Origin of the sequence: Psychrobacillus sp. L3, assembly GCF_042945595.1 — a bacterium.
In the GTDB taxonomy this organism is placed as follows: Bacteria; Bacillota; Bacilli; order Bacillales_A; family Planococcaceae; genus Psychrobacillus.
Genome location: NZ_CP168493.1, coordinates 3,835,053 through 3,861,076, shown reverse-complemented (window position 1 = coordinate 3,861,076; position 26,024 = coordinate 3,835,053). Strand labels below are relative to the sequence as shown.

The 26,024-nt window shown below is 35.2% G+C and carries 26 protein-coding genes; 15 read left to right on the top strand and 11 right to left on the bottom strand.

What is annotated here, in order from left to right:
• Nucleotides 1-7: 7 nt before the first annotated feature.
• Both ACEPXD_RS19430 and ACEPXD_RS19425 read right to left on the bottom strand, forming a co-directional pair.
• Nucleotides 8-1,114 (bottom strand): ABC transporter permease, encoded by a 1,107-nt coding sequence (locus ACEPXD_RS19430; RefSeq protein WP_391118619.1) that lies wholly within the window; start codon nucleotides 1,112-1,114, stop codon nucleotides 8-10.
• The gene (locus ACEPXD_RS19425; RefSeq protein ID WP_391118616.1) at nucleotides 1,092-1,832 is read right to left on the bottom strand and encodes an ABC transporter ATP-binding protein; all 741 of its coding nucleotides are present in this window, start codon (nucleotides 1,830-1,832) and stop codon (nucleotides 1,092-1,094) included. Before ACEPXD_RS19425 ends, ACEPXD_RS19430 begins: the two co-directional genes overlap by 23 nt.
• A 165-nt stretch (nucleotides 1,833-1,997) precedes the next feature.
• On the opposite strand from ACEPXD_RS19425, the gene ACEPXD_RS19420 reads away from it, so the two are divergent.
• From ACEPXD_RS19420 to ACEPXD_RS19410, 3 genes are all read left to right on the top strand, one after another.
• Nucleotides 1,998-3,095, top strand: a complete 1,098-nt coding sequence (locus ACEPXD_RS19420; protein WP_391118614.1) for a CapA family protein — start codon at nucleotides 1,998-2,000, stop codon at nucleotides 3,093-3,095.
• A 74-nt stretch (nucleotides 3,096-3,169) separates the two neighbouring features.
• The gene (locus ACEPXD_RS19415; protein ID WP_391118612.1) at nucleotides 3,170-3,925 is read left to right on the top strand and encodes an SDR family NAD(P)-dependent oxidoreductase; all 756 of its coding nucleotides are present in this window, start codon (nucleotides 3,170-3,172) and stop codon (nucleotides 3,923-3,925) included.
• Between the two features lie 39 nt (nucleotides 3,926-3,964).
• Nucleotides 3,965-4,774 (top strand): SDR family NAD(P)-dependent oxidoreductase, encoded by an 810-nt coding sequence (locus ACEPXD_RS19410; protein ID WP_391118610.1) that lies wholly within the window; start codon nucleotides 3,965-3,967, stop codon nucleotides 4,772-4,774.
• A 25-nt stretch (nucleotides 4,775-4,799) separates the two neighbouring features.
• Here the strand turns inward: ACEPXD_RS19410 and ACEPXD_RS19405 are convergent, their stop codons facing one another.
• Complete coding sequence (locus tag ACEPXD_RS19405; protein WP_391118608.1) at nucleotides 4,800-5,735, bottom strand: LysR family transcriptional regulator; 936 nt, start codon at nucleotides 5,733-5,735, stop codon at nucleotides 4,800-4,802.
• Between the two features lie 113 nt (nucleotides 5,736-5,848).
• Between ACEPXD_RS19405 and ACEPXD_RS19400 the strand changes: the two genes are divergently transcribed.
• Nucleotides 5,849-6,850, top strand: a complete 1,002-nt coding sequence (locus ACEPXD_RS19400; RefSeq protein ID WP_391118606.1) for a YeiH family protein — start codon at nucleotides 5,849-5,851, stop codon at nucleotides 6,848-6,850.
• Between the two features lie 12 nt (nucleotides 6,851-6,862).
• Nucleotides 6,863-7,468 carry a class I SAM-dependent methyltransferase gene (locus ACEPXD_RS19395; RefSeq protein ID WP_391118604.1) on the top strand — a complete coding sequence of 202 codons (606 nt, stop codon included), beginning with the start codon at nucleotides 6,863-6,865 and terminating at the stop codon, nucleotides 7,466-7,468.
• A 44-nt stretch (nucleotides 7,469-7,512) separates the two neighbouring features.
• Here the strand turns inward: ACEPXD_RS19395 and ACEPXD_RS19390 are convergent, their stop codons facing one another.
• Nucleotides 7,513-7,992 carry an SRPBCC family protein gene (locus ACEPXD_RS19390; RefSeq protein WP_391118602.1) on the bottom strand — a complete coding sequence of 160 codons (480 nt, stop codon included), beginning with the start codon at nucleotides 7,990-7,992 and terminating at the stop codon, nucleotides 7,513-7,515.
• A gap of 61 nt (nucleotides 7,993-8,053) precedes the next feature.
• Nucleotides 8,054-9,979: a GTP-binding protein gene (locus ACEPXD_RS19385; protein WP_391118600.1), complete on the bottom strand. Its 1,926-nt coding sequence runs from the start codon at nucleotides 9,977-9,979 to the stop codon at nucleotides 8,054-8,056.
• Nucleotides 9,980-10,132: 153 nt separating this feature from the next.
• On the opposite strand from ACEPXD_RS19385, the gene ACEPXD_RS19380 reads away from it, so the two are divergent.
• The 6 genes from ACEPXD_RS19380 (at nucleotide 10,133) to ACEPXD_RS19355 (ending at nucleotide 16,622) form a co-directional block, all read left to right on the top strand.
• On the top strand, nucleotides 10,133-10,309 hold the full coding sequence (locus ACEPXD_RS19380) for a hypothetical protein (RefSeq protein ID WP_090567581.1): 177 nt from the start codon (nucleotides 10,133-10,135) through the stop codon (nucleotides 10,307-10,309).
• Between the two features lie 242 nt (nucleotides 10,310-10,551).
• Entirely contained in the window at nucleotides 10,552-12,330 is a 1,779-nt protein-coding gene (locus tag ACEPXD_RS19375; RefSeq protein ID WP_391118598.1) for a stalk domain-containing protein, read from the top strand.
• Nucleotides 12,331-12,349: 19 nt separating this feature from the next.
• Nucleotides 12,350-13,201 (top strand): phosphate ABC transporter substrate-binding protein, encoded by an 852-nt coding sequence (locus ACEPXD_RS19370; protein WP_391118596.1) that lies wholly within the window; start codon nucleotides 12,350-12,352, stop codon nucleotides 13,199-13,201.
• 73 nt (nucleotides 13,202-13,274) lie between these two features.
• Nucleotides 13,275-14,186, top strand: coding sequence for a phosphate ABC transporter permease subunit PstC (gene pstC, locus ACEPXD_RS19365; protein WP_391118594.1), 912 nt, complete (start codon nucleotides 13,275-13,277; stop codon nucleotides 14,184-14,186).
• 2 nt (nucleotides 14,187-14,188) lie between these two features.
• Entirely contained in the window at nucleotides 14,189-15,088 is a 900-nt protein-coding gene (gene pstA / locus ACEPXD_RS19360) for a phosphate ABC transporter permease PstA (RefSeq protein ID WP_391118592.1), read from the top strand.
• Between the two features lie 301 nt (nucleotides 15,089-15,389).
• Nucleotides 15,390-16,622 (top strand): MFS transporter, encoded by a 1,233-nt coding sequence (locus tag ACEPXD_RS19355; protein WP_391118590.1) that lies wholly within the window; start codon nucleotides 15,390-15,392, stop codon nucleotides 16,620-16,622.
• Nucleotides 16,623-16,872: 250 nt separating this feature from the next.
• Here the strand turns inward: ACEPXD_RS19355 and ACEPXD_RS19350 are convergent, their stop codons facing one another.
• The 4 genes from ACEPXD_RS19350 to ACEPXD_RS19335 all read right to left on the bottom strand — a co-directional run bounded on the left by ACEPXD_RS19350 (nucleotide 16,873) and on the right by ACEPXD_RS19335 (nucleotide 19,730).
• Entirely contained in the window at nucleotides 16,873-17,457 is a 585-nt protein-coding gene (locus ACEPXD_RS19350) for a hypothetical protein (RefSeq protein WP_391118588.1), read from the bottom strand.
• 101 nt (nucleotides 17,458-17,558) lie between these two features.
• The gene (locus ACEPXD_RS19345) at nucleotides 17,559-17,825 is read right to left on the bottom strand and encodes a hypothetical protein (protein WP_391118586.1); all 267 of its coding nucleotides are present in this window, start codon (nucleotides 17,823-17,825) and stop codon (nucleotides 17,559-17,561) included.
• 92 nt (nucleotides 17,826-17,917) lie between these two features.
• Nucleotides 17,918-18,808 carry a GNAT family N-acetyltransferase gene (locus ACEPXD_RS19340; protein ID WP_391118584.1) on the bottom strand — a complete coding sequence of 297 codons (891 nt, stop codon included), beginning with the start codon at nucleotides 18,806-18,808 and terminating at the stop codon, nucleotides 17,918-17,920.
• 1 nt (nucleotide 18,809) lies between these two features.
• Entirely contained in the window at nucleotides 18,810-19,730 is a 921-nt protein-coding gene (locus ACEPXD_RS19335) for an AraC family transcriptional regulator (RefSeq protein WP_391118582.1), read from the bottom strand.
• Nucleotides 19,731-19,829: 99 nt separating this feature from the next.
• Between ACEPXD_RS19335 and ACEPXD_RS19330 the strand changes: the two genes are divergently transcribed.
• Entirely contained in the window at nucleotides 19,830-20,645 is an 816-nt protein-coding gene (locus ACEPXD_RS19330; RefSeq protein WP_391118580.1) for a serine hydrolase, read from the top strand.
• A gap of 104 nt (nucleotides 20,646-20,749) precedes the next feature.
• Here ACEPXD_RS19330 and ACEPXD_RS19325 read toward each other — a convergent pair whose 3' ends face one another.
• Nucleotides 20,750-21,502 carry an SDR family NAD(P)-dependent oxidoreductase gene (locus tag ACEPXD_RS19325; protein WP_391118578.1) on the bottom strand — a complete coding sequence of 251 codons (753 nt, stop codon included), beginning with the start codon at nucleotides 21,500-21,502 and terminating at the stop codon, nucleotides 20,750-20,752.
• Between the two features lie 196 nt (nucleotides 21,503-21,698).
• Between ACEPXD_RS19325 and ACEPXD_RS19320 the strand changes: the two genes are divergently transcribed.
• From ACEPXD_RS19320 to ACEPXD_RS19310, 3 genes are all read left to right on the top strand, one after another.
• On the top strand, nucleotides 21,699-22,652 hold the full coding sequence (locus ACEPXD_RS19320; RefSeq protein WP_391118576.1) for a TRM11 family SAM-dependent methyltransferase: 954 nt from the start codon (nucleotides 21,699-21,701) through the stop codon (nucleotides 22,650-22,652).
• 14 nt (nucleotides 22,653-22,666) lie between these two features.
• Nucleotides 22,667-23,311 carry a LytTR family DNA-binding domain-containing protein gene (locus ACEPXD_RS19315; RefSeq protein ID WP_391118574.1) on the top strand — a complete coding sequence of 215 codons (645 nt, stop codon included), beginning with the start codon at nucleotides 22,667-22,669 and terminating at the stop codon, nucleotides 23,309-23,311.
• 225 nt (nucleotides 23,312-23,536) lie between these two features.
• A complete protein-coding gene (locus ACEPXD_RS19310; protein ID WP_391118572.1) occupies nucleotides 23,537-25,051 on the top strand; it encodes an acetyl-CoA hydrolase/transferase family protein in 1,515 nt (504 codons plus the stop codon).
• A 45-nt stretch (nucleotides 25,052-25,096) separates the two neighbouring features.
• Here the strand turns inward: ACEPXD_RS19310 and ACEPXD_RS19305 are convergent, their stop codons facing one another.
• Nucleotides 25,097-26,020, bottom strand: a complete 924-nt coding sequence (locus ACEPXD_RS19305) for a YitT family protein (protein ID WP_391118570.1) — start codon at nucleotides 26,018-26,020, stop codon at nucleotides 25,097-25,099.
• Nucleotides 26,021-26,024: the final 4 nt, after the last annotated feature.

Sequence of the window (26,024 nt, the reverse complement as noted above, 5' to 3'; positions counted from 1 at the left end):
ACTCCTTTCAGATTTTTCGATATTTCTTCAATGCAAATATATTTAACACAATAAAAATGAAGGCGAACCCTAATAATACAAAGAGATCACTTTTAATACTCTCGAGCCCCAATCCTTTATACATAACATCCACTAACGCATTTCCACCATAGTACATTGGCATGCATTTAGCAATAATTTGCATCCATGCAGGCATTCCTTCAATTGGAAGAATCCCAGCGAAAAAGACTTGTGGAATAATTGCGATAGGAATAAACTGCATCATTTGAAACTCTGAATTCGCAAATGCAGATAATAAGATACCTAGTAACAATGCAACTAGTGCCAAAGATAAATTAATTAATACAACGTTCCAAAGAGAACCAATGAGCATAATGTCTAAAACCTTAACCGAATATAAAACAACGATTAATGTTTGAACAATGGCAAATAATCCATATCCAATTAAATAGCCGAATACAATATCCCGTCGCTGAATGGGTGTTGCCATTAATCGATCTAGTGTACCAGTAGTTCGCTCTCGTAATAATCCAATGCCAGAAATGAGAAAGACGAAGAAGAATACAAAGAAACCAATCAAAATAGGACTTAATTGATCAAAAAATGTAGTATCAGCACTTCCATAAATATAAGCAGTTTCTATTTCTGGAGTGTTCAATTGATCCATTTTTATTGGGACATTTGGAAGTTTACTTTGTATATCTTGGACGAATTTGTTCAAGTTATTAGCCTTTATCTTTGCATTTTCAATCGAAATAGCCTGCAATACCTTTGTTTGTAATATCATTGACGCGGAAGGTTGATCGTTCGTAAGGGTTAAATGAATTGAATCTCCTTCTATTTGAAGTATTCCATCTAAATTATCCTTCGATATCATTTGTTTTGTGTTTGTCAGTTTATCGTATAGGACTACTTCTATATCTTTGTCTTTTATTTGTTCTATTAAAGATTCTTCCCCGCCATATATCCCTAGTTTAGGAGAAGCTGAATCTGCAGAAAGAAGATAATGTAGCAAAGTTAATATGACTAATGGGGCAACCATCATTAAAGCTAGTGTTCGCTTATCTCTTACCATTTGGATACAAATCCGTTTAACTAATGCGATTGTTCTCATCTTTTTCACCTCCAGCTCTTAAAAATACTTCCTCTAGACTATCAATTTTGTAATGGTTTTTTAGTTCTACTGGTGAACCACTCGATATTATTTCACCGTCTCGCACCATAGCCAGTTGATCGCATTTTTCTGCTTCGTCCATCACATGAGTTGTTATTAATATTGTTTTTCCTTCACTTTTAAGTCGTGTGATTTCTGCCCAAATGGACTTTCGTAGCTCTGGGTCGATTCCAACAGTTGGCTCATCTAATATTAATATTTGCGGGTCATGTAATAATGCAATTGCAAGGGATAATCTTCTTTTCATTCCACCAGAAAAGGTTTGCACTTTCTTGGTTAGATGGGGTGTTAGGTTAACTAAATCAGCCGCGTAAGCAATTCGTTTTTTTTGCACATCTTTATTCAACTTGTAAAGCGAAGCAAAAAACGCAAGGTTTTCTTGACCGGTTAAATCATTGTATAAAGCATCTGCCTGAGCCATATAACCAATTTTCTGTAACAGTTTCAAATTAGGGACTTTCGTATTAAGTACTTGCACTTGGCCAGTGGAAGGTTGGTCCATACCTACAATAATTTTTACTAATGTAGTTTTACCGGAACCTGAAGGGCCAATTAATCCATAAATTTGTCCAGAGTCTACTGAAATACTGATGTTATTTAAGACAGATTTTTTTCCGAAGCATTTGTTTACTTGGTCTAATACAATTGTTGAAGTCATTTCTAAACCTCCTCTTATTATATAAGTGAGTAATCACTCATTATTAATTATATGCTTTACCATACAGAGGTCAATACCTTCTAAAATAAATAATCGTGTGTCGAATAAATGGGAAATATAGAATTTTATACACATCATCTTGAATAAACAATTTAATTAAAGTAAATGATTGCAAGGGAGGTGCTCCCTATAAAAAGCTTATATTCATTACTAATATCTGTTGTTTCGGTCTTATTCTATTCTAATTTACAAGTGAACGAACCTTTCAACGAAAAGTTCCACGGGAAACAAATTTCGACATTTCATATGGATTATGAGGAGGAAACGATAGAGATTGGAATGATTGGAGACATTTTATTGCATTATCCATTATACAATTACGAAAGTTTTCTACCATCCTTTGAACCAATAAGAAAGGAGCTAGAATCATTAGATATTTTATTGGCCAATCAGGAATCTATCCCAGCAGGAGCCGAGTTTGGATACTCGGGTTATCCTAATTTCTCAAGTCCTGCACATATTATAGGGGATTTGAAAACGGTTGGAGTGGATATAATATCCATGGCGAATAATCATACACTCGATCAAAAAGAAGCGGGTGTCTTATCAGCTATTAATCATATGAAAAAGTACGATATTCCTTATATTGGGGCATATGAATCGTGGGAAGATCAAAAAAACGACCGCATTTTACAAGTAAAAGATATTAACTTTGGATTTCTTGGTTATACATATGGAATGAATGGATATTCGACTCCTAACGGTAATGAATATTTGGTAAATCAAATTGATCCTGAACGAGTATCGAAGGAAATTCGAGCATTAAAACGCAAAGTTGAGTTCGTTATTGTGAGCATTCATTGGGGTACTGAATATGAATTGGAACCGAACGAAGAACAAAAACAATTAGCCCTAATAATGGCTGATGCAGGTGCTGATATTATATTCGGCCACCACCCGCATGTTATTCAACCATATGAAATGATAAGAACAAATGAAGGTCGCGAAACGCATGTGTTTTATTCATTAGGAAATTTCTTTTCTGGACAGACTTTTGGTTATACGAATGTGGGGGGGATAGCGAAAGTGAGCATCATGAAAAAGACGGTCAATGGTAATCAAGCAGTGGTGATTGGCGTGCCTTCTTTTTATGCAACTGCTGTTTTACAAGGGGATCCCGTGAGCATATATCCACTCAAAGATGTCGAAACTCTAATGGGTCAAAGTGATTGGTGGGTACAGTCACATGTGTTTGGTAAATAATATCAATCAATCAACTTGCTTTAACTTTATATATTTTAGTGTTAAAATAAATTTGGAAAAAGGAGATGTTCTTATTGAGTAGACTACAAGGGAAGATAGCTATTATTACTGGCGGAGCTTCAGGAATAGGAAAAGGAATGGCAATGGCATACGTAAAAGAGGGTGCCACTGTTGTTATCGTAGACCTTAATGAAAAATTTGGCATGCAATCAATAAAAGAACTACAAGCGTATGCACCAGAATCTATCTTTATCCAAGCAAACTTGGCAGAACGTGAAAAATTGGCAGGTATTATTGACCAAGTTATAAGTAAGTTTGGGAAATTAGATATTCTTGTTAATAATGCACATGCTTCTCGCATTAAGACAATCGAAGAAGCGACTCAAGAAGATTTTGATTTATCCTTTAATACTGGTTTCTATCCGACATTTTACTTAATGCAAGCTGCTCTACCTCATTTAAAAGAGACGCAAGGAAAAATTATCAACTTTGCTTCTAGTGCGGGCATTAATGGGGATGCAACTCAAGTAACTTATGCAGCAGCAAAAGAAGCAATTCGTGCAATTACTCGTGTTGCAGCAAATGAATTTGGACCATTCGGCATTAACGTAAACTTAATCGCTCCGATTGCGAATTCTCCTGGCATGCAAGCATGGGCGGAAGAAAATCCAGAATATTATCAAGCAGTGCTTTCAAAAATTCCTCTTAGAAGACTAGGTGAATTAGAAAGTGATATCGGAAGAGTTGCAGTGTTTTTAGCAAGTTCTGATTCAGACTATATTTCGGGTCAGACAATAATGGTTGATGGTGGAGCTACAAAACTAAGATAAATTATAATGATAAATTTGGAAAAAAGAGGAGAAATTATTATGAATCGTGTACAAGGTAAAGTAGCATTAGTAACAGGTGGAGCATCAGGTATTGGATTGTCAACTGCGCAACTTTTAGCAAAAGAAGGAGCAAAAGTTGTCATTGCAGATTTTAATGTAGACGGTGCGAAAGAAGCAGCGGAAAATATTAAAAGTCAAGGTGGAGAAGCAGTAAGTATATTCTTAGATGCATCTAAAGAAGAATCTATAAAAGAAGCAGTTGAATTTACTGTAAATCATTACGGTTCCCTAACGGTTTTGTATAACAATGTTGGTATGACAAATCTTAAAAAGGATTTGGATGTTGTGAACATGGACCTAGATGAATGGGATAAATTAATGAACGTAAATACGAAAAGTGTGTTACTAGGTAGCCGTTTCGCTATTCCACATATGATAAAAGCTGGTGGTGGTTCTATTATAAATACAGCATCTATGGCTGCATTTGCATCAGACTCAGTACGTTCTGCATATGGAGCGTCAAAAGCTGCAGTTGTTCAGTTGACAAAGTATATTGCAACTCAATATGGTAGAGATAATATTCGTTGTAATGGAGTTGCACCAGGCCTTATTTTAACGCCGGCAGCTAAAAATAATTTACCTCCAGCTCTATTAGATATTTTTGGAAAATATAATGCTCTTCCATATCATGGTGAGGCAGACGATATTGGAAACACTGTGCTGTTTTTAGCTTCAGATGAATCTAAATTCATTACTGGACAAACAATTCAAGTGGAGGGTGGCCATTATCTTGCTAACCCAACTGTACCAGACTTCAAAGAACTAATGAAAAAATCACAACAAGCTTAAAAAAGTGCCTTCGACCTGATATATATCAGGTCGAAGGTTTTTTTTCACTTTCCAATGGCATCGTAAGAAGCGGTTTATATTCTTTATTCATTAAGACATTTTTAAATGCTAAAACATGTCTTTTCGTTTCCATAATTGGAGCACATATACATGAAAAAGTGCGTTTAAAAGATAGTTGGTTAAGATGAAGAATAGCTAAATCTTGCTGTTTAACTTCTTTATAAATTGTATGAATAGATAATAGCGATAGACCTTCCTTGCTAAGGGTAACCATTTCTTTAATTCCTTGATTGCTATTGATAGTGACTATGGATTCTGCTTTCACTCCGTTGGAACGTATTACATGTTTTAGGTATTCACGTGTTCCTGAACCTTCCTCCCTCATAAACCACTTCTGATTTTGAAAATCATTGATAGTAAGCGACTTTTTTAAAGCAAGTGGATGATGAGAAGAGCTAACAATAAATAATTCATCTTCCATGAAAGGTTCTACTTGTAGTTCTTTATCATTTGTTTGTCCTTCTATTAGCCCAATATCTACTTTGAATAATCGAACGGATTGAACAATGTCTTCCGTATTCCCAATAAATACTTCCAACTCAAGACTTGGATGCTGGGAATGAAGTTCGATGATTAAGGAAGGGAGAATGTATTCTCCTATTGTAAAACTTGCCCCAATGATTAACTTACCTCTAATTTCATGTTGATGTTCTAGAATATCCTTTTGGGATTGCTCATACATAGAAAGCATTTGTTTAGCTCGTTCATACAATATTTCTCCAGAAGGAGTAATTTTTAATAATTTGGGGGATCTTATGAACAATTCTGTTTGAAATTCTGCTTCTAAATTTTTTATATGGACACTAACACTTGGTTGAGATATATGAAGGAGCATCGCAGTTTTTGTGAAGTTTTTAACTTCCGCCAGTGTCACAAAAGTTTTTAGTGCATCATAGTTCATTAATTATCACTCCTTCATTAAAATTATTAATTGAAATCATTATATATATGTATTTTACTAATAATGAAGATAAACGTATAGTGAACTTAAATATAAAGGAGGATACTTTTAAGATGAATAAGAATATACATTTCTTTTACGGTATAGGAATTACTTTAATCATTGCGTTAATAGCAAAACTGTTAGCAGGAATTCCGTTTTTATCTATAATGGGTCAGTTAGTAATTGCCATAATTTTAGGAATGATTTGGAGTGCGACAATTGGTGTGCCAGCACAATTCCAACAAGGGGTAACTTTTTCAAGTAAGAAATTATTACGACTAGGTATTATACTGTTAGGTATGCGATTGAATTTAGCGGATATTTATGATGCTGGGTTAAGCGTTTTTTTTATAGCACTTATTAATATCATTTTTGCCCTATTCGCTGTGTATGGTTTAACACGTTTGTTTGGTGTAGATAAGAAATTAGGAATTTTAACAGCTTGTGGGACAGCTATTTGTGGAGCGGCAGCTGTCGTGGCAATTGCACCGCAAATAAAAGCAAACGACGATGAAACGGCCATCGGGGTTGCGACAATTGCGATACTTGGTACACTATTTACGTTAGTATATACTTTTATTTATCCTATACTAAATTTAACTGCTAAAGGATACGGTGTTTTTGCCGGAGGAACTCTTCACGAAATTGCCCATGTTATTGCAGCGGCAGCCCCAGGGGGAAGTGAAGCGGTAGATTTAGCTGTCATTGTAAAGCTTACACGCGTCGTATTGTTAGTTCCAATTGCTTTAGTAATTGGATTTATCATGCAAAGAAGAGAAAAGGACGGAGAGAAAAGTAAATTTTCGATGTCTAGTATCCCTTGGTTCATTATTGGTTTTCTCGTGATGAGTGGTATTCATACACTTGGAATTTTCCCAGAATCATTTGCAAGTTTTCTTGTCCTAGTAGCATATTTACTAATTGCAATGGCGATGGCGGGATTAGGATTAAATATAAACATTAAAACATTTAGAAAATTAGGCGTAAAACCTTTTGTAGCTGGTCTCATTGGATCTGTCTTTTTGTCCATTCTAGGATATATTCTTGTTTTTGTTTTTCATCTAAATGTTTAAAAGGAGGATGCAATGAAAGAACAAGAGCACGATCGATTGCTTCGTATTAAAACGGAGGGCATAAGGGAATGGCAACACCAATCCGCGCATTATAACCGTTATGAAGCAACCCCTTACATAGCGTTAGAAGCTCTTTTCGATGAGTATGACTGTGCTTCTACTGATCAATTTGTAGATTTCGGTTGTGGTAAAGGCCGATTTCCTTTTTATATACATCACCATCTGCATGTATCTGTTACAGGAGTTGAAATGAGCGGACAACTATATCAGGAATCGATGGAAAACCTGGTGAATTACATGGGTAGATCCAAGCAAACAAGAGCTTATATTGGATTTGAACGAATGCTAGCGGAGGAATACAAAGTGGATTTTAAAGATAATCGTTTTTACTTCTTTAATCCATTTTCCCTTCAAATTTTTCAAAAGGTTATAAGTAATATTCTTCAATCGGTTGAAAAACATGCACGTTCGGTAGATGTTATTCTTTATTATCCTACTCCGGAGTATATTCAGTTTCTCGAGGAAAGAACTGCATTTGAGTTGTTGAAAGAAGTAAAAGTACAGGAATTATATGAACAAAATAGCAATGAACGGTTCATAATTTTCCGTTATGAGTAGATGATAGCACCCTATAGCAATGGAGAATTGCTATAGGGTGTCTATTATTTTACGAATGTTTGGAGAAGATCCTTATATTTCACATACCAAGCTTTCCAACTGTCGTTTCTTGACTCAATTGTTCGATCATCTAAAATTGCTTTGATTACATCAAAACATACATGCCATCCCGCAAGATCTTTTATTGTATGTTCTGTAAAGGATGAGAGAGTTTCAATAAAAACGAGACGACATCCATCAGAAACAGGAGATAATTCAAACCTTACAGTATCTTTACCCCATTCAAAAGCTAATACTTGCATAGGTTCAAAATCTAGAATCTTCATGTCAATGAAAGTTCCATCTTGCATATCAAATTTGATTAAGCCATCTTTTCGTAAATCAACAATTTGAAGTTCCGTGAACCATTGTTGTAGCTGCTCGTTATCAGTCAGCATTGACCAAACATTATCTACCGTATGGTGAAAATGTCTTTCGTAATGTGCGGTGTAGACTTCATCTTCTTTTTGAATCGTTGCAATCATGAGCAATTCCTCCTTAGATTTGAAATATATTTTAGACTGAATGAAAGTGTTTCCTATCAGTCTAAAGACAATGCATTGCTTCCTCAGCTTCATCCCATGGAACTTTATAACCTTTCCCTTTTGCACAAAAAATTGAAGTGGAAGTATATTCAGGGTCTGCTTCTTTATTGTAGCCAATTTTTTCAATGACCTCTTCTATGTTATGACATCGGTCATATCCCCCAAATAGTAAACTTAGAGTTCCTTTCCCATGTGTGAAAGAAGCAAAAACTGTACTATAATTCATAAATGTTGCGACAGGTACTCGTCCTTTGACGATTACTTTGTCCCCCATATTTTCTGGTGATTCAAAGGTTCCGTGAGCTTGTTGAATGTCAGATAGGACTCGTCCAATAAGATCCATATCTACTTTAATTTTGTAGTCGTAAAATGGTTCTAGTAAGACATTTTGAGCTTTTTCTAAGCCTTGTCTTAAAGCTCTGTAAGTTGCTTCTCTAAAGTCTCCACCGGATGTATGTTCATTATGCCCACGACCGGTAAGTAGTGTAACTTTTACATCAGTTAATGCAGAACCCGTTAGTAACCCGTGATGGTCCCGTTCTAACAAATGGTGTCGGATTAAGTTTTGATTGCCAATTGATAAATCATTCGCGTGACATACATTTTCAAATGAAATCCCGCTTCCACGTTTAGTAGGCTCGATCAATAAATGTACTTCTGCATAATGTTTTAACGGCTCAAAGTGACCATGTCCTCGAACCGCATTGGCGATTGTCTCTTTATAAAGAATTCTAGGTTCGCCAAAGGATACGTGGAAGTGAAAACGCTCTAGAACAATTTGTTCAAGTACTTCAAGTTGAATCACACCCATCACATGTACATGGATTTCTTGAAAATGCTCATCCCAATAAACACGTAAAGAAGGATCCTCCGCATCTAAAAGTTTAAAACAACGTAAGATCTCTTTGACATGGATAGGAGCCTCAAAGATGACTTTTGACTTTAATGTTGGGACCATATCAAATGCCACCTTATCATTGATAGCACCAATTCCGTCACCAATCGAAGCAGTTGTTAACCCTGTTACAGCAACTAATTCACCAGCAAGGGCTTGATCAACTGGTTTAAACTTATTTCCATTATATAGTCGGATCTGCGTAATTTTCTCCGTTTGCCCATCATACATCACTTCATCCCGAACTTTTAGTTTCCCACTTAATAATTTTAGAAAAGTGACTCGATTTCCACTTTCATCATGGCGAATTTTATACACCTGTGCGGCAAACTCCTTATCTGGATTATAGGCAGTCTCTGTTAACATATCGAGTTTATCTAAAAATTCAAGGACACCGATATCTTTTAATGCAGAACCGTTTGCACAGGCGAATATTTTATTTTCATGGATCATTCGTTTGAATGTCCTTATCCATTCTTCATAATCGTATCCAGTATCCATATACTTTTCCAAAAGTTCTTCATCACGCTCTGCAATAAATTCAATGAATTCATCGTTAAAAGAATTGGCCAAATCACATACATCTTCGGATAAATTAGAACGAATTTCCGCTAGAATTTTCGCTGTATCAGTTCCTTCATAATCAGTTTTATTGATAAAGAAAAAGGTTGGCACTTGGTGTTTGCGAAGTAACTGCCAAACGGTTTCTGTGTGACCTTCTACGCCATCTACTGCACTAATAATGATAATGGCGTAGTCCATCACTTGAATTGCTCGTTCCATCTCTGGAGAGAAATCGACGTGACCAGGAGTATCGATAATATAATAAGTGGAATCGTTATAAGTAAATATTCCTTGATCAGCAAAGATTGTAATACCTCTATTTTTTTCAATCGAATGACTGTCGAGGAAAGAGTCTCGATGATCGACACGACCTTTTTGTCTAATCGCCTTAGTATGATACAGCAACTGCTCGGAAAAAGTAGTTTTTCCGGCATCTACATGTGCAAGAATTCCAATCGTTTTATACACTACGTCACCTCTGTTCGCTCTAACTATTGTCTTTATTATAGCAAATGATTGGTAGCTTTCACCTTACAATCGGTCGCTCTTTTCTTAATTGCACGGGTATTTTCCTATAGTGTTATACTATAAAGACAAATTTAGTTTAGGGGGTAATCAATTATGCAGTATTCAAAATCCAAAATGGAAGAATTAGTGAAGTATAGTCCTGAACTTTCTAAGCGATTAAAAGAAGTTATGAAAGAACACGACCTAGAAAAAAGTTTTGCGTTAAAAGCTTTGTATCACTCAGAAGTAAAAGATGGTGGGAAATATCAAAGGGATTATCAGGATCTTTAATATTAAAAAAACGTGGTGAGTTCAATAGAACTCGCCACGTTTTTTTTTTTTTTGATAAACACTTGTTATCTCTCCATACAATTCTTTACAAAATGCACACAGTAAATTTACAAAATCATCAAACTCCTTTAACAATTGAGGAATAAAATTCTAATTAGAAACTTAATAGGAAATAGAGAGGAGAGTTTCTAGGCTAGGTAGGTTTTGCTAAAAAAGAAAGCAACTAAATGGGGGAAGAGAAAATGAAGCGTAAAATTTCAGGTTTAGTTATAGCTACTGCAGTGTTATCTGGAAGTGTATTTACTCCTGTAGCAGTAAACCATGTAAGTGCAGCACCTATACAACAGCAGCAAAATATTCAAAAAGAAACAATTGTTGTGAATGGCCAAGAAAAAGTAATCTCTTTTACACAATTAAATAAGAAAAAGCTATATTCTGTTGATCAATTATCTCAAATAATGGTCGCTACTGTGAAATACAATAGCAAAACAAAAACTTATGAAGTATCAAAAAATAGCGGTAAAAAAGTATATAAAATGAACTACAAAGTAGATTCTGCAAATGTAGTAGTTAATGGTAAAAGCATCAAACTAAGCACCCCTGCTAAATTAGTAGGCAAAACGTTATTTGTGGAAGCAGATTCTTTCATAAAAACGCTTGGCGGTGATGTGTTAATTGATAAAAGCCTTTTAGTATCTGTTTCTGGGACTTTTAATCTGACGGAAAAATCATTAAAAGTGGATGGAAATGATAAAAAGGTAAAAGCACTTAATGTTAACGGAAAACAATTATATTCGGTACAAGATATTGCGAAATTATTTTCTGCTTCTACAACGGTGAATAATAAAGAAGTATTAGTTGCTAAAAAAGGTAAAACGATTAAATTGAAATTATCAAACAAAGCGATGGTAGTAAATAATAAATCCATAAATCTAAAAGAAAATCCTATATTAGTTAAAAATGTCGTCTATGCAGAACTTACCGATTTGATAAAAGCGTTTGAGGGAGACATTCTTACCCTTCCAAACGGGTTCTTTGTTTCAACTGCAGGGCTACTAAGTGGCGACACATTCAATCCACAATGGATTGACAATGATTCTGTTCTTGTAACGAATGAAACTGAAACAGAAAGTCGCTCATTACTTTTGAATACTTCTTCTAAAAAAGGATTATTCACAGTGAATGCAACGGAGTTAGTAGTTTCTCCTAATGGAAAACAAGCTATCTATTCGGACGAAAATGGTTATGTGTATTTAGTAGATTTAGTAACTAAAAAAATAAATGGATTAAATGTAAAAGATGACTCTGTGAAACTAGAATTTGTTTGGTCAAAAGATAGCCAAAAAATTTATTTCTTACAAGGTGATAAAAGTGAAGTAATTTCCTTTATTAACGTGACAGATGGTTCTATTACAAAAATCTTTGAAGATAAATTAATTTACAAAACGGATCTTCGCTTGTCAATGGACGGTAAAAAGATTCTTTATGTAGTAGGTAAAGAAGGAAGTACATCCCTTACTGAAGGAGAAAATCCAGAGGTAGACAAAATAGATTTAACAGGTACAGAGCAACAAGTTTATGCTATTAACTTAGATGATGTTGAGCGAAAAGCAGTTTCTGTAACTACTTCAAAAGATAACAAAGTATTCCCGAACTTTTTAGCAAATGGAAGTATTGTGTACGTAAGTGCAGATGCAGAAAGTGACAAACTTCCTGATGTAAAAATTATTAACCCAGAAAATGCTGTTTCAACTCTTATCTCAAGCAAAGACATTAAAGATCTTTTTGTTACTACAAAAGGGGAATTAATGATCTTGGTGAAAGAAGGTAATGGATACTCGGTTATATATGAATGGGACGCTGTTACCAAAAAGTTGAAAAATATTGCACAAACAAAATTAGAATTAACATCTTTCTCCGTTTCGAATGATGGTAAATCCATCGTTGCAACGACACCAGGAACAATAGGTGAAAAATTAGTTAAATTTAAAAACGGATTAATGGAAACATTAACGAAATAGGAAAAGGGGTAAATAATCAATGAATATTATGAAACGTGTAGCAATATTAAGTTTGTCATTAGTCGCGGCTGTAGGTTTTTCATTCAATGGTATTGCTTCTGCAGCAACATCAGGAAAGATAGTTGTAGCTGGTTCTACAGCATTACTTCCATTAACTCAACAAGCAGCGAAAGAATTTAAAAAAATTAACCCTAAAGTGTCCGTATCCGTGTCAGGTTCTTCTTCCATTGCAGGTCCGCAATCGGTATCAAAAGGTGCTGCAACGATAGGAGCTGTCGATTGGGATGCGACGAAAGAAGTGCCTGGATTTAAAGCCTTCACAGATTTGAAAGCGCACAAAGTAGCTGCTATTCCATTTGCTACTATCGTAAATAAAGCGAATCCTGTAAAGAATTTAACAACAAAGCAGTTGCAAGATATTTATGCAGGGAAAATTACAAACTGGAAAGAAGTTGGCGGAAACGATGCTCAAATAGTTGTTGTAAACCGCAAACATGGTTCAGGTACTCGCGTGAACTATCAAATGAAAGCGTTAGATGGAGCTGCCTTTATGACAAAAGGTGAGAACTATAAAGAAGTTGGAAAAAGTGGAGAAATGGTTACTGCTGTTGACACCAATCCAAATGCTCTTGGTTATGTAGACTTTGCTTATGTAAAAGGGAATATTAAGTCAGTTGATTTTAACGGTGTAGCTGCTACTACTGAAAACGTTATTAAAGGAACGTATAAAGTATGGAGCTACGGTTACCTAGTAACAAAAGGTGAACCAACAGGTGCTGATGCAGAGTTTATAAAGTATATTCAAAGCGGTAAATTTCAAAATGGTTCTTTAACTAAACTGAAATTTATCCCAATTGATAAAATGAAGTAAGTTTTTCTTCACTTAAATAAGCTAAAGTGCCAGCCGTAAAAGGCTGGCACTATATTGGTATTTGGAGGATTTCATGAGTAAAATAGAGCACTTGTTAACTAACGGTTATGAAAAAAAAATTACAAAGAGTACCTATTTTCAAAATCGTCTGTTTAAGTTTTTTTGTTTATTTAGCGTCTTGATTTTAGGCTTAACCTTGTTATCCATTATTATTTTTGTAGGTCGTACTGGATTATTAGTATTTAAAGACGTTTCTATTCAAGAATTCTTTTTTTCCACAACATGGGAACCGTATGATGATAAATTTGGTGCAGCCATCTTTATATTAGGAACGCTTGCTTTAACGGGTTTAACTTTATTATTTGCAGCACCAATTTCCATAGGGGTTGCAATCTTTACTGCAGAAATAGCTCCTAAATGGCTAAAGCGAATAATACGTCCAGTGTTAGATTTATTAGTTGGCATTCCTTCTATTGTTTACGGATACTTAGGATTAACAGTGCTTATCCCTTTTTTAAGAAATATAACCGGTGCTACTATGGGGGACGGGCTACTTGCTGCAGCTATAGTATTAAATATCATGGTATTACCCACTATTTCAAGAATTAGTGATGATGCAATTTCTTCTGTACCATCTGATTTGAGAGAAGCCAGTTATGCGCTAGGGAGTACAAGAATGCAAACCATCCTTAAAGTGATTCTACCTTCCGCAGCACCCGGACTATTCACAGCTGTTATTTTAGGCATGGCACGTTCAATAGGTGAAACAATGGCGGTTGTTATGGTCATCGGTAACACGCCCCAACTAGCATCTGACTTATTGACTCCAACTGCCGTTTTAACAAGCAATATTGTAAACCAAATTATTGATGTAGAATTTGATTCAACTTGGAATCACGCCTTATATATGATGGCATTTTTATTACTACTCATTTCAAACTTACTGATCATCATTATTAGAAAGCTTCGTGTAAAAGGAGCATGAGAATGACTGGGAATTCATCTAACAAGTTATATAAACAACTTAAAAAAACAACGGATAAAATGTTTACGATGGGTTTATGGATTATCACAACACTTATTTTAGTGCTCATTTTTGGGTTGCTTCTATATATTTTATCAAAGGGGTTACCTAAGATTTCTTTTGATTTCTTAGTAGGCTTACCTAGTGAAATTGATGCGGGTGGAGGAATTGGTCCTTTTTTACTTAACTCTATCTATGTGTTAATCATCTCATTACTCATCTCGATTCCAATTGGTATTGGATCAGGAGTGTATTTATCTGAATATGCACCTAGCAATAGATTTACAGAGTTTATTCGGACATGTGTGGAAAGCTTGGCATCAGTTCCTTCTATTGTAATTGGCTTATTTGGTTATGTGTTATTCGTCGATATTTTTAATATTGGGCTAACTATTATTGGTGCAGGTATTACTCTTTCACTATTAAATTTACCAGTGATAACTCGAGTTACAGAGGAAGCAATTCAGACTGTACATAATGATTTAAGAGAAGCTTCCTATGCAATAGGAGCAACTAAAGCACAAACCATTGTAAAAATAGTAATACCTGCTGCTTTAAATGGAATTATTAGTGGAGTAAGCCTTGCTGCATGTAGGGCATTTGGTGAATCTGCATTAATACTACTGGTAGGGGGTACTGGCACATCCGGGGAGATGTGGGATTGGAATTTCATGTCGCAAGGAGGCACTTTACCTGTGCACTTGTGGTATGTACAATCGGAAGCACTGGTGGAGGACGCATCAGATATTGCTCAAAAAACGTCTGCTTTACTCGTATTAATCACACTTCTCTTAAGTTTATTCATAAGACTTCCACTATGGGTAAGGGATTTTCGTTTTCATAGTAGGTCGAAAAGGAACTAACGTTAATATGAAAATTTGATACCTAAAACACCCTGTTAAGATGACCTTTTTTAAGTGTCTATTTTACAGGGTATTTTTAATAAGATAAGTATGCATTTCTACTAAGTAACTGTCCAGACTCCAGCGCCTTGCCCCTCGGGGTCAAATGTGAAAAAGCTGCGGTGGCTGGGGAGCTGCCTCCTCGCTTTTCCCCATTTGCCTGTCGGGGCAGACATAGGCGCTTGCGCTTTTCTTATTATCGCAAATTTGGACAAGAAGTCGATTAACCCTCTCTTTATAATTAATTTTAGGGGGTAACGCAATGAAAATATTAAAGACAAAAGATCCATATCTAGTTTATATTTCTACATGCTTTTTATCACAATTATTTTTTACGATTATATTTACAGTAAACTTGTTATATCAAGTACAAACTGTAAAGCTTGATCCGCTACAACTTGTATTAGTTGGGACAGTTTTGGAGCTATCGGTCTTCCTTTTTGAAATTCCTACCGGAGTAGTGTCAGATTTGAAAAGCCGCAAGCTTTCTATGATAACTGGTTATCTACTAATAGGATTTGGCTTTTTAGTGGAGGGGTTATTCCCCTATATTATACCTGTACTATTGGCTCAGGTTGCTTGGGGGATAGGTTATACGTTTACTAGTGGATCTCAGCAAGCGTGGATTGCAGACGAAATTGGAGAGGAACGTTCTTCATTAGCATTTATAAGAGGAGCAAAGGCCGGTAACCTTGGGCAAATTATAGCTATCCCATTAAGTATATTCATAGGTTATTTCATGATTAGCCTGCCAATCATTATTGGTGGATTGTGTATGGTAGGATTAGCAATATATTTAATGATTTTTATGATAGAAGACAATTTTAAACCTTTAAATAAGTTAGGTAGAATTTCTACTTGGGAAAACATGAAAGGCAATATGGGCAAAATTATTCTTTACTCTAAAGCAAGCTTTATCATGAGAATGCTATTTCTAATAGCTTTGTTTGTAGGATTTTATAGTGAAGGTTTTGATCGATTATGGATGTCTCATTTATTGAATGTATCGAATATAGGGAATTTCACAGATGAGAAATTAGTATTAATATTGGGTGGAATTCAATTTATAGTCGTGTTAATTTCATTTGCAGCACTTCATTTGATGAATCGAAGTTCAATACATCAAAATTTGAAACATATTTACATGTCTCTTTTTATAGGAAGTTTATTTGTTATAACGTCATTAATTGGGTTTGCTTTTTCCACTTATGTGGTTGGTTTGTTAGCATTTTATATACTTATCCAAGTAACAAGGAAAGTCATGTATCCGCTTGAGGACATTTGGCTAAATAAGATCATACCAGAATCATCCATACGTGCAACTTTCTTTTCGGTAAAAGGTCAAGTAGATGCTATTGGTCAAATTGGTGGTGGTCCAGTTATCGGATTAGTAGCATCGAACTTTACAATAAAAACGGCAATCATTGTAAGTGCAATTTTATTGTCGCCTGTTCTGTACTTATATAAAATTATTATGAAAAGTTCTAAAGAGTGATTACTTTACTAATGAAACTTATTAAAACAAACAAAAAAGCATTGGTTTTAGAATAACTGGTTTGATTAGTGGGAGTAAAATGCCAATGAAAAAGTAAATTTCATACTAACCAGCATATATTTCAACAGCAAATTGGCGCTATAAATGACAAGTAAAACGCTCAGGAATATGAGCGTTTTTTGATGTAATATTTTACTATCCTTATTGGACTAAAGCACCTGTTAGTTGAAGAGAGTTATAAAGCAAGCATTTATTTCTTCTCCCAATTATGCATATATAAATTTGAAAGTTTCACTTCTATAAAGGAATCTTTTTCAATATCGACATCTACCTCTTTATCATGTGGAAACAAATAAAATCCAAATGAATCTCCATCCTTATAATTAAAACCAGATGAACCTGAAGGGTATATTTTAAAAGAATCCCCTTGATATGTTGCTATTGCGTTAACATGATCAATAAGTGTAAAACCATTATCGGTTCGTGCATGTTCATTGCCAGTAACTACAGTTGCACCTCTTAAACTATAAGTTCCACTCGACCTAAACCAAACTTCGTAATCTGAATTACCATTGACCCATACTTTTTCTACGTAAATTTGGTTCTCCCCATCATCATAAAGCACTTTCCCCTCATTACTATCAAAATCACTCAAATCAATCTTAACAGAATATTCTCCATCAACAGGATAGGAATGAATTCGATAACCTTCAACATCGTTGGCAATAACACTAATTCCATTTATCCAAAGATTCAGCCATCCACTAATCCAAAGTATAAATGCAATTGTTCCTACACCAATTATTAGCACTTTAAAAAAATGTATTTTTTTCATTTAACCCCCCCTAATTAAAATTGTAATGTACCATAAAAACCAAAATATTTATTAAACTAAACTACTTCGTTAGTTCAATAAGGGTAACAAATTAATTTTCGTTAAATTTTACCGACAATTGCAGAAAGAAATGCAATGAATAAAACGCCTAATGAAACGGAAAGTAACGAGACATACTTCATAAATCCTTTTTCTTTCTTAAAGAAAGCAACGATTCCAAGTAATATGCCTGTTAAATAGATACCAAAACCAATAAATATTCCCCACCAACCCAATAGATCAATACTAATTGGTGGGAAAGCCATATAAGCAACAAAAATTCCAATAACAGTTAAAATGATAGAATACTTACTAAAATTTCTTTCCATTTTTTTCATTCCCCTCTGCATCTATAACTATCTATTTCTCCAATCTAGTCTTCTATTAAGAGTTGTGCTTTTTGTTTGTACCATCAAATATTTTAAGAATGCGATGTTAATGGAAAGAAAAAATGTTCTGTTACATCTTTAATCAGTGGACGGACGAATAGTGTATCATCACTATCTGTTACAAGCGCGGTATTGAACTTTTTATCATTATCATCTGGAGTAAAATAGAAATTAATTGTCTCCGTTTCAGTAGAAATAATATGACTTAAAATGGAGTCTATTTCCACTCTTTTTTTGCTGACTATATCAAAAAGGTGAAGATGGCTACCGTCGTGTTTAAATAGTACAATTACACCCTCTTCTTCAATGTAATAAATAGCCTCGCTAAAAACTAGGATAAAATAAAACATTAATAGATGTTTATTATTTTTTACTCCGAGGAAAGCTGATACAGGTATTCTTTCAGTTGCAAAACTTTCTAATAGTTGCAAGTCCTGTGCACTTTCAATATTTAAACGTCTTAAATTGCTTGATTTTGTTGGTTGTTTTTTTACATCTGATATGCTCAATGAAAAACTACTTTCTTGTACTTTTTCAAATCCAAATTTAGGATAGAAATCTAAAACGGATTTATTAGCAAATAAGAAGATAAAATCAGACTCTTTTTCATATTTCTCAATGATATGGTTCATCAGTTTACCGGATAACCCTTGATTACGATGATCAGGATGCGTCATAACTGTGCCAACTTGTATGGCTTGATATTCTTTGTCATTAGATACAATCGTCATTTTGTTTATAGAAGCATTTGCAATCACTTTATCTCCATCGACGTATGAATAACAAATATAATTGTCGCTCCAATAACCTTTTTCGTACCATATTTTAAAATCAATTCCAAAGACTATTTTAGCCAGTTCATTAAAGCTTTCCTTATATGCTTGTATGTTTTTATAATCACTTATTAATTGATATACAGTCATACTAAACCTCAATTCTTACTTTTATTGGTAAATAAATTTCCATATATATTCTTTCATATTCCCAATCGTGGCAGTGTTCATCATAATATTCAAAGTCATAAACAGTTTCATCTACTTCATAACGAGATTGTGGTAACCAATCCTCCAAAATATACTGCCAAGTTCCTTTGATAGAAGGGACAAATTGTTCGGCTTCTACGAGAGGGGTTCTAAAAACTGCATAAGTCGCAGCTTTTATTTTCAACCTTGTTAATCCATCAGTTAGCTGAATTTCTTGATCGTAGTTTACTGCAAATAAATAAGTGAATTTATCCTGTGAATCCGTATCACTTAAATTAATACAGTATTCCCCATGTTCTCTAGGAGATAATAAATCGTAAAGTGTTCTTTCGATTGCCTCATCCGGTGGAATTCTTTGTTCCCAAAAGGCAGGAGCATCTCTTGTATAAGAGACCTTTTCAATGTCACTCTCGAATGTTTTGCCAGCAATTTCAAAAGCTTGTTTATGAACAATTTTCGGTTGCATAACGATGCCCCCAGTTTGTTTTTGACGAAGACTAAGTAAATCCAATTTTTGTGGCAATGAGATTGGGCAATGCATTTTATATAAGCTAGGAGGACTTCCAAAGCATCTTTTAAAAGCTTTTGTAAAACCAGAGTGAGTTTCAAAACCATAATCCAATGCTATTTGAATAATTTTTTTGCCTTGGACTAAGTCATATAAAGCAAACTGAAGCTTTCTTTTTTGTACATAATCCATAACCGTATAACCAATATGCTTATCAAAAATTCTATAAAAATGATAAGGGGAATAACACACAAGTGTAGCCAGTTTCTCTGGATCAATTTCTTCCGTAATATGATTATCGATATAATCAAGTACCCGTTGTAGTAAAAATAACTGTTGAATAGGAATTTCCACCTTTTATTATTTATTCAATGTTCATAATATACCTTACTATTTAATTATAATAGATTATAATCAATGAAAATTAAAAAATATCAACAAAGGGGATAAAATGTGAAAACACTTGTAAATAGTATTCTAGAATTGATTGAACAAACGGATGGAACCTGGGGCATTGTTTTGGAAGATTTGGATTTAGGTGAGAAGTGGGTGTGGAATGGGGACGAACTCTTCTACGCAGCAAGTGTTATAAAAGTGCCTATTATGGCAGCAGTTTTCGCCGCCGCTGAAATGGGAAAACTAGCAATATCAGATCAGATTGTTCTCAAGTCCGAAGATTTTGTTTTAGGTTCTGGTGTTCTTCAGCATTTGACTCCTGGAACAGCACTCTCCCTTAAAGACATAATTATGCTAATGATTATTCAAAGTGATAACACTGCAACGAATATACTGATTGATCTAGTTGGAGTGGACAACATTGTACGTACGATGAAAGAAGTGGGTATGGAGAAGAGTACTTTTTATAATAAGTTAATGATGAGTAACCCTAATCCAAAAGGATTCAATCAAATAACTCCTAATGATATTTCAAAGTTGCTAAAACAGATGACAACAGGTGAGTTAGTAAGTCCAGAGGCTAGTGAACAAATGATAGGTATCATGAAAAAGCAGCAAATAAAAGATTGCTTACCAGAGAAGTTGCCGTCCCCATATTCCAATATTAATAATGGAATGACTGCTTGGGAGTTAGCGCATAAAACAGGATGGTTTCCAGGGACGCGTCATGACGTGGGTATTTTTTTCATAGGTCAACGGAAGCTAATTGCAACTGTTCTATCGAAGGATGTAGATGACTTATTATCGAAGCGAATTCTAACGGAGATAGGGGAAGAAATATATAACTACTTAAAAGACGGTGTGATATGTTAACTTTATACAATACCAGGTGCGGTGTCTTTATAAGCCATAAAAATGATGGCTAATCAAAAAAAACCGATCCTCTTTTCAGAAGAAATCGGTTTTTACATGTATAATTATTTCGCTGTTACTCCGCCGTCAACTGGAAGTTCTACACCAGTAATGTAAGAAGAAGCATCGGATGCTAAGAACAATACTGCTTCAGCAACTTCTTCTGATTGACCAACACGTGGAAGAGCAGTTTGAGCCAAGAACCATTTACTCATTTTCTCGTCTTCCATGTATGCTTTACTCATTGGCGTCACGATGAAACCAGGGTGTACTGAGTTTACACGGATATTATCTTTACCGTAGTCAACTGCAGATGCTTTTGTTAACATGCGTACAGCTCCTTTAGAAGAAGTGTAGGCACCTGCTCCTGAACTACCCTTTAACCCTGCGATAGAAGAAATGTTCACGATTGAACCTCCTCCATTAGCACGGAAATGAGGCAATGATAATTTAGTTCCTAAGAACACACTTTTAACGTTAATGCTCATAATTGTATCCCATTGTTCAACAGTTAAATCTTCCATAGAACCACGTTGGCTAATACCAGCGTTATTTACAAGAACATCTAATTTACCGAAAGCGTTAATTGTTTCAGTGTAGACCTTATTCCAATCTTCTTCTGAAGCAACATTATGAGCAACGGAGATAGCTTCTCCACCAGCTGCTTTAATTTCCTCTGCTACTGCTTGAACCGCTGCTTCGTTAATATCTGTTGCAACAACCTTTGCGCCTTCTCTTGCGAATAAAAGTGCTTCTTCGCGTCCCATACCAGAACCTGCACCTGTAATAATTGCTATTTTACCTTCTAATCTAGTCATTTGTATTTCCTCCAGTTATATATTTTAATACTAAAATATTCGAATGCAGGACAATTATAACTCCATGAGATAGTGTTTTCAAATTTAAAGCCTTTCTGATTTGAATAAGCTTAGGATACTCCAAGCTACAGTTAAGTATGTATCTCGCTCGAAGCAAATAGCATGTTATAATAGAAGTACCATTGGAGGGAATAAATTGACGAAACTTAGCCGACAACCGGCATTCATTTATACATATGCATACAATGATGCAGAACGCTCTCTATGTCATTTAGAGATGCGCTCTTTTTTTGGAGAAGACACAGAGTTAAAAATTATAAAAAGCCAAGTGAAAATAGATCCTAGTAGAAGTCCATTTATGAAAGGTCGAGTAGAAGTTTTGATAGATGGTGACACAATAGAAGAGATCATTGCACACGCTTCCGCTTTTGGATCGGAAGAAGAGACGAATAAGGTAATATTTTTGAAAATTAACGATCGCCAAGGCAAAGATAAAATTGAAAATAGCGAGCGTCTTCAAATAGAAAGAACAATCGGAAGTGAGATGCAAGGAGACTTTGATTTACATAATCCCGACCAGCTATATGCAATAGTTCCATACGGTGGTCGCTGGTATTTCGGTGCTTATACAAAAAGTGAACCGATATGGTTTCATCATGTGAAAAAACCAAGAGAGTATTCTACAGCTTTAAGCACACGCGTTGCTAGGGCTGTAGCAAATATCGCTGTTCCACATCCCAAAGGAATCCGAGCAATAGATCCTTGTTGTGGAATAGGAACTGTATTAGTAGAAGCGCTATCGATGGGAATACATATCGTTGGTCGAGACATTAATCCATTAGTTTGCGAAGGATCAAGAGAAAATATTGCTTATTTTGGTTTAACTGGTGATGTAAAAAAGAGTGCAATAGAAGACATCACGGAAACATATGATGTAGCTATTATCGATTTACCTTACAATTTATATACAAGTGCATCTTGGGAAGAACAGTTCACCATTTTAAAGCATGCCAGAAGAATTGCAAAGAAAGTAGTCATTGTAACAATTGAATCGATGGATGAGCGTTTGGAGAAGGTAGGTTTACAAGTAACAGATCGTTGCATAACAACAAAGCAACAGTTTTCTCGTGAAATAGTCGTTTGTGAATAAATGGAGGTAAAAGGATGAAGGATCTATCCATTGTTGCACTCTTAGACGTTATTGGTGAACTATTTTCAGATGAAATTTCTATTGCCGTTTCTAATAGGGAGGAATATATATATTATCGCCCAAGTAAGAGAATAGATTTGAGGATTACCCCAGGTGATTCTGTAAAGGAAGGAACAATTGCGTACAAAGCATTGCATAGTAAGCAAAAGGTTTCCGAATTTATTGATAGGGAAGTTTTTGGAGTGCCTTATCATGGCATGGCAGTGCCATTTCAGTTCAAAGGAGAATTGGAAGGGTGTGTTTTAGCTATTTATCCTGCCTTCACGGAAGGGAAATCAGTTATTACAATTAAAACGCAGGATGGTTGGAAACCTATCCCTTTTTCAGATGTTATATATTTAGAAGCTAGAGATCGTAAAACATATATTGTAACGAAAACGTTCTCTGGTACACATACTAGTTCCTTACAAGACTTTGAATATAGGCTTCCAAGAGAAATATTTATTCGATGTCATAGATCCTTTATCGTCAATGTACATCATATAAAAGAAATTTTTCCTGATACGCATTCTACATTTGTACTTGCGATGGATAATGAAGAAAAAATATCCGTAAGCCAATCATATTCTAGTTATTTTCGAAAATTATTAGGATTTTAAAGATAAACGTTTGAGGAAGGGGAAAATTCCCTGTAATTCAAGCGTTTTTTTCATTTGATTATTCAAAGTAAATAAAGAATATTTTAAAATTGTTAGAGAGTGCTGTTTGAGTAATTAATTTTTCTGCTTCATGCACATAAATAGTATGTTAGGCATTTTTTATCGAATTTGTGACAAAACACGATAAGATTATCTAAATGCTATATTCAAGGGGGGTCTCAAGTGATGGAAAAGAATCTTGAGCGTATTAAGGATAATAGTTTACATAGTCTAGTTGTTGGTGCGGATGAGGCTGCATCATGGATTCAAGATGGAATGACATTGGGGTTAAGTGGTTTTACAAGCGCAGGTGATGCGAAAGCGGTTCCATTTGCTTTAGTGGAAAGAGCGAAAAAAGAAGACTTTAAAGTGAATATTTTTACAGGAGCATCTTTAGGCTCCGATATAGACAAATTATTATCAGAAGCAGGCATCATAAATAAGCGTTTGCCATTCCAAGCAGATGCAACAATGCGAAAAAACATTAATGCTGGTAAACATCTATTCGTCGATCAGCATTTATCCCATACAGCGGAAATGATTCGATCAGGAGCTTTACCTGCAATTGACTTTGCAATAGTGGAAGCGGTTTCAATTACGGCAGATGGAATGATTATTCCAACTACTTCTGTTGGGAACTCTCTAACATTTGTATCACAAGCAAAGAATATTATAGTAGAGATAAACATGGGGCACTCTGAATTGTTAGAAGGATTGCATGATTTATACGAACCAGCAGAACAAGGGAAAAGAGAGCCAATTCCTGTAACGAAGGTAGATGTTCGGATTGGGACAATCGGTATTCCTTTCGATTTAGCAAAAATAAAAGGCATTGTGTTTACAAAACATATAGATTCCCCCTCCACAATTGTTCCTCCAGATTTTGAAACGGAAGAAATTGCGCAGCATTTAATTACATTTCTACGTGAAGAAGTGAAGGCAGGTAGATTTACAAATAAACTTGCACCTATACAATCAGGGATTGGTTCCGTCGCGAATGCTGTATTACATGGCATGATAGACTCTGAGTTTGAAGATTTACAAGTATATTCAGAAGTACTACAGGACTCTGTGTTCGACTTAATAGATGCGGGAAAAGTAAACTTTGCATCTGCATGCTCAATTACGCTTTCAAGCGAGAAAATGAAGCAGGTATATGGAAGGTTTGAAAAGTACCGTGATCAGCTTATATTAAGACCACAGGAAATCACAAATCATCCAGAAATAATACGTCGTCTCGGATTAATTGCTATTAATACTGCTTTAGAATTCGATATTTATGGGAACGTTAACTCTACACATGTCTCTGGAACAAAAATGATGAATGGTATTGGTGGTTCCGGTGACTTCGCTCGTAATGCACGAGTAGCCATTTTTGTGACAAGGTCAATTGCAAAGGGCGGCAACATCTCGAGTATTGTTCCTTTCGTAGCGCATGTAGATCATACGGAGCATGACGTAGACGTGGTTGTGACGGAGCAAGGTTATGCAGATTTACGTGGACTAGCACCTAGGGAACGAGCAAAGCTAATCATTGCAAACTGTGCACACCCTCAGTATAAAGAACAATTAAGCCGTTACTATGAAGAAGCTTTAACAAGAGGCGGACAAACTCCTCATGTGTTAGAGAAGGCATTTTCATTCCATACGAATTTAGCGGAATACGGCACAATGTTACAAAAAGTAAAAATACTTGTATAAAAATAAAAACCGATCTCATCCACGGATGTAATCGGCTTTTATTATTTAATGAATATCTTTTTTCTTGAATCTTCCACCACGAACTTCTGCAATATTACCTACAGCTAGAAAAGCATGATCATCAATCTCTTCTACGATCGTTTTAAGCTTAGCCTCTTCCAATCGCGTAATGACGGTGAAAATCACTTTTTTATTGTCTCCAGTAAATGCACCTTCACCGTGCAAATACGTAACACCACGTCCTAAACGGTCCATAATTGCATCTCCAATATCTTCTATATAATCACTTATTATATAAACAGATTTAGATTCATCTAAACCTTGAATAACAATATCAATCGTTTTGAATGCAATAAAATAGGCTAAAAATGAATACATTGCTTGTTCCCATGTAAAGACGAATCCCGCCACGGAGAAAATAACTAAGTTAATAATCATAATGATTTCTCCGACAGAGAATGGGAGGGCTTTATTAAATAAGATTGCAAGAATCTCAGATCCATCCAAAGAACCACCATTTCGAATTACAAGGCCAACGCCAATCCCTAACACAATTCCGCCAAATACAGTGGAAAGTAATAAGTCTGTAGTTACAGGTTCAACTTTATGTAATAACGATGTGAAAATGGATAAAACAGTAATACCGAATAGGGTAGATAATGCGAAGGTTTTTCCTATTTGCTTATAACCGAGGAAAAAGAAAGGGATGTTCAAGATGAATATAAAAACTCCTAAACGAACACCTGTAAGATGAGAAAGAATGATGGAAACACCAACGACTCCACCGTCTAATATTAGGTTAGGAACTAAAAATAGTTCTAATCCAACAGCCATTAATATTGCACCAACAGCAATCATTATAGTCCGTGCAAACAAGACTTTTTTTGGAGTACTCCTATGTGGGACTTTAACAGGTTTAGCTTCCGAGCATATACCATTTGCTATGTCACCCAATGTTATCAACCTCATTTCT